This is a genomic window from Acidithiobacillus sp. TH-A36, assembly GCF_057473445.1.
The window spans coordinates 1-4,271 of the sequence record NZ_JBYCKP010000402.1 but is presented as its reverse complement, the minus strand read 5'-3'; the positions used below and the strand labels follow the sequence as shown (position 1 = coordinate 4,271).

Here is a 4,271-nt window from a genome sequence, read left to right as displayed (position 1 = left end):
GCCTTTGCTGGGAACGTGCGAAGAATTTTTGCCTGACCGTGGCTCATGGCCACAATCGTTTTGGCTCCAGCCTGGTAACTTTGCGGTATGGTTCCCGCCGTCGCCCAGGCAGGCGAGGCGAGAAGCAGGCCGGCGGTCAAGCCGCCGACCAGGGACCGCGCTGGTCCCAACCGCATTAGAGCACTCCGGCCATGTGTGCGCCGTGAACCACGAGGGTGCTGGCAACACTGGCACCCCCCGTAGCGGCAAAGATGCTGACCAACACCGGAATACCGTAATACAAAGCCACGGCACCAGCGACGACGATGGCGAGCACCGTACCACGACCGGTGAAGACCATGCTGGCCACACCGAAGATCAAGCCACCGGCAACGATGGCCAGCCCTAGCTTGCCCTGAGCCCAGCCTTCGATTCGGGTCGCTATGTCTGCGAAAGACGCACCCTGCGTACCCGCATGGGCCATGACCATCATCGCCAGTGCCGTGATGAACAAAGACACGGCGGCGATGACCACCTTTTTGTTGCTCAGAAGACCATTCACCTTCTCCATGAACAACTGATAGCGCATTGCGGTTGACTGCATAGCTGCTTCCATAAAATCCTCCTAAAAAAGTAAAGGAAGCCAACGAAACCCATCCTCAGTCCACAGGCACCGGTACACGGGCAGAGCCCGCTGCAAAATCCCAGCTTTGTGGATGGAGAATGGAATACACCATGCCCGGAAAATGCAGATTTCCTTCCGGACCACGGTAGGGTGCGACCCACACCCGCAACACCCTGGGCTGCGTAATCAGCGGCCTGGGATACTGCAGAGGAGCCAACAACGATCCGGGATTTCCACCCGGTACACCCGCGTTGGATGTATGCACTACGGACCCGGAATCCACCGTGGATTCGGGGTGTAAATTCGGTGTTTGATCGGCCTGCGTAGGCGATTCCCGCAAGAGTTTCCGTGCCAGCGCATCTTCGCGCCGGGTTTCCTTGTCGGGGTTGACCTGATCCCGATGATTGGTCACGCCGTACATGGTGCGGGCATTGAGGCAGACCCCGCCCTTGCCGTGAATACAAGGGTGTGCAGCCGCACAGCCTGCCAGCAGAGCTGTCACACCCAGCAGTATCCAGGTGCGATTCAAGTTACGGTATTTTTTCAAGGCTGGCCCTCCAGATTGGGTTGCTGTCCGTCCTGTTCTTCGCGCTGCACAGTTTGCCGATCCGGGAATGCGGCGCTAACCGCGCTGGATTGTCCTGCTCCGGCATAGGGAGAGGTTTCGGTATCCGCCGATGATGTCTGTTGCGGTGCTGGCATCGCCTGATTATTCATGGAAGATGCCGCCGCATAGCTGGCTTCCGCCAGTTGTCCGGGGGTTTCACCGTTGGTGTGAATGCTGGCCCCCGACACCAGGAACAGATCCACCGCTACACCGGGATTGATCTGAATGGTGGGCAGGAGCGATTCGGCCTCATGCAGATAGAACTTGGAAATCTCCCCAGCCGGGGTACTGATACCACCGGCCAGAGCACTCTCGCCCATATACGCGGGATTGAATGCCTGGAATCCTGCCGCTGATCCGCTGGTCGGATTGAGATCCAGACCTTGCACACTGGTCGGCTGCACGGCATTGCCCAATCCTGAGAAGATGCCTGCTAACAGGGATTTGAGGATCACCGGCCCCTGATGTGAAATGACCTTACCGGGCACACCGAGTAAACCGCCGCTTTCGACTTCCGCCTTGATGGGCGCGGTAATAACCTTGCCACCCCGCCGACGCACGCAAGAAAGCATATTTGAGCGCAAATACACCCGGCGAGTGGACATATCGCCGTATCCAGACGCGATGATGAAACAACTGGAGAAATTGGCCCTAATCCCGTTGGGCAGGACCGCACGGCGCTTGACGCGAATATCCACGATTTGCGGATTGGAATGCGCCTGCGGCCCGGTTCCCGCCTGCAAGCCGGTCAGCAACACGCCAGAAAGGATCGTCCCTGCGGGGAGATACACGCCTTTTTTGCTTTTCACGGTGACGACATGGCTTACATGCTTCAGTTTGCTGACGTTATTAAACTGCAATGCGGTCTTACTGGGCGCTGCGGGCGCTGAGGGTACCCCGTTACTGGGCATGGCTGCACCGCGAGCTGTTTCGTTCTCCGAGGGTGCATTCGCTCCCAATACCTGCGGCATCCGGGCTGGATAAAAGACCTGCGTGGATGTATGCGCGGTATAAGGCACTTGTTGCCTGTCCATCCGCAATTCGGAGATCTCGTTCTGCAGGGCAGAAATATCGTTTTTCATGCCCGTCATGTCGGGATTGCTGGTGGTAGCCGCTACCGGAATCCCGCGATCCTTGGCGATTTGGGCCAACAGCTTTTTGCTGACGTGCTGGCTCAGATCCTTGATCTCTGACTCTTTCAGCCCGGTCATCTTCTCGTCGAGCTTCACCAGTCTTTTCATCTGCTTGCTCAGGTTATTGATCTCGCTTTGCATCTCTTTCGGACTCATGGATTTGGGATGCTCGATATACACCTGATTACTGGTCGCTTCGGCCTTCTTCAGCGCAGCTTCCTGGGCGGCATGATCTCCGGTCCCGGACATTTGCGAGCCCACAATGACGGCCCCCATGACACCTGCCGCCAGTCCCGCAAATTTGAATTGTTGCTTACGCTTTGGCGGTTGGGTTTTCCACCAGAGCCGAAGACGGTCTTTGGGTGTCAGCGCCATATGGCCCCCAGGCCATGCTTGGATGGCTGCAGGGTTTCGATCAAAAAGAGCTTGGTGCTTTCACCGGGGTACAGAAGATGATGCGGATAGAGCGAAACTGCCAGCACCCCTTTGCTATAAAAATCGTTCTCTGCCAGCGTCACTTTCTGATTCAGATGGTTGGTGATCCGGTATTCCGCAATCTGATGATGATTCCCGACCCAGCGCATCTGTGCGGCCCATGACAAGGGAATGGCAGCAGCCAGAGGCGGAATCCGATGGGACTGGCGATAGTCTTCGGGCACCTGTTTCATGACCGCATCCCGCATGAGGGCGACCATCTGGCTGGAATAAGCAGAATGTTCGGGGACTGTCGGAGCCTGTGCAGGCACAAAGCCGGGAATGACCAGATGATAGGTTTTCGCGGGTCTTTTACTTGGAATCAGCGTTAAAGACACCACGGGATCATGGGGATTCTTGCCGGTGATATAGACACCAACCGGGAAACTCAGCGTCGAGCTGATGATCAGATCCCGGCCATGCCGGATGCGCTTGGCATATCGGGTGCTACCCACAATAATTTGCGGATCCTTGAACGGGGTAATAAAGAGATTCGGGGATACTCCGGATACGCGCACGCCATACGTCACGCCGTTTTGCACCCGGATAGTTTTGCCGACTACGGGTGTGCTGTCCTTTTTAGCCTGGGCAAAACTCATGTGCGGGACCATTCCGCTGTCGATGCTATACCCATTGATATTCATGGCGGCCTGATGAATCTGCTCAGGGCTTGCTCCGCTGGGTGGCGGTGCATAGCCGTTATGCGGATAAGCCACAGGGGGCTGACCTGGGACCGCAGGGGAGGGTTGCTGACTGACCTGATCGAAATGTGTGCTGGTCGGCGGCGGCGGAGCCTCTTCGGGTATGCGTCCCACGCCCTTGAAAGCCGGACTGACGGGTGCAGCACCGCGAATGGGGCTGGTCGGCAGATGAAATTGCCCGGAACCGTCGTTAGCCCCTTGAGCAAAAGCCTTCTGGCCGGAGAACCGGTCATATTCGGCTTGCGTGTGCTGCCCCATGACCGCACCCGCATCCACGGCGGAATCCGGAAGATTCTGACCGGGAGGTGGCGGGACGACCCCGGCCCAGGCCAGAGCGGGGCAGGTAGCCAGGATCGCGAGAACAAGAACTTTCTTCAATGTGCTCCCCCTGTTTTCTTGGGCTGATGTTTCATTTCCCACGCAATCGTATGGGCAGATCCGGGATAGGGCTCAAAGCTGGACAGTACGGGCTGTCCGGCCTCAATGCGTACTTGCATCTGGAAGGTGTAGGGCAACTTCTCGACGGTTTCCCCGCTGGAATTGATCTGGTGCAGCACGCCTTCCACAAAGACGGTGTGGTTCGCCGCCTGCCAAATGGTTTTACGGGCGGAAAAGGTGAAATTGGCGTCATCCGCTCTTTCTTCTGCCGCTGAAGTCATTACCTTGCTACGGACCTGTTCGTAGGCATCTGCTCCGAAGAGTTTTCCCAGGGCATGAGCGACATATTTGGCGTCGCCCGGCGTGAGATTACC

Annotated in this window: 5 protein-coding genes; all 5 read right to left on the bottom strand. The window is 57.3% G+C overall.

The features are described from left to right. Positions 1-175: 175 nt before the first annotated feature. Complete coding sequence (locus AC2VLY_RS10455) at positions 176-595, bottom strand: conjugal transfer protein TraA (RefSeq protein ID WP_486922225.1); 420 nt, start codon at positions 593-595, stop codon at positions 176-178. 43 nt (positions 596-638) lie between these two features. Beyond that, positions 639-1,151: a type IV conjugative transfer system lipoprotein TraV gene (traV, locus tag AC2VLY_RS10450; RefSeq protein ID WP_486891827.1), complete on the bottom strand. Its 513-nt coding sequence runs from the start codon at positions 1,149-1,151 to the stop codon at positions 639-641. Further along, a complete protein-coding gene (locus tag AC2VLY_RS10445) occupies positions 1,148-2,719 on the bottom strand; it encodes a TraB/TrbI/VirB10 family type IV secretion system protein (RefSeq protein WP_486922224.1) in 1,572 nt (523 codons plus the stop codon). Before AC2VLY_RS10445 ends, traV begins: the two co-directional genes overlap by 4 nt. Further along, positions 2,710-3,897, bottom strand: a complete 1,188-nt coding sequence (locus tag AC2VLY_RS10440; protein WP_486892432.1) for a conjugal transfer protein TraK — start codon at positions 3,895-3,897, stop codon at positions 2,710-2,712. The genes AC2VLY_RS10445 and AC2VLY_RS10440 overlap by 10 nt, the downstream gene beginning before the upstream one ends. Continuing rightward, positions 3,894-4,271 (bottom strand): TraE/TraK family type IV conjugative transfer system protein (locus AC2VLY_RS10435; RefSeq protein WP_486892433.1); only part of this gene is annotated, 378 nt, incomplete at its 5' end. The genes AC2VLY_RS10440 and AC2VLY_RS10435, both read right to left, overlap by 4 nt.

Excerpts from the sequence above, each read along its gene's own strand:
- AC2VLY_RS10455 (WP_486922225.1), bottom strand. The coding sequence starts at position 595 with ATGGAAGCAGCTATGCAGTCAACCGCAATGCGCTATCAGTTGTTCATG.
- AC2VLY_RS10445 (WP_486922224.1), bottom strand. The coding sequence starts at position 2,719 with ATGGCGCTGACACCCAAAGACCGTCTTCGGCTCTGGTGGAAAACCCAA.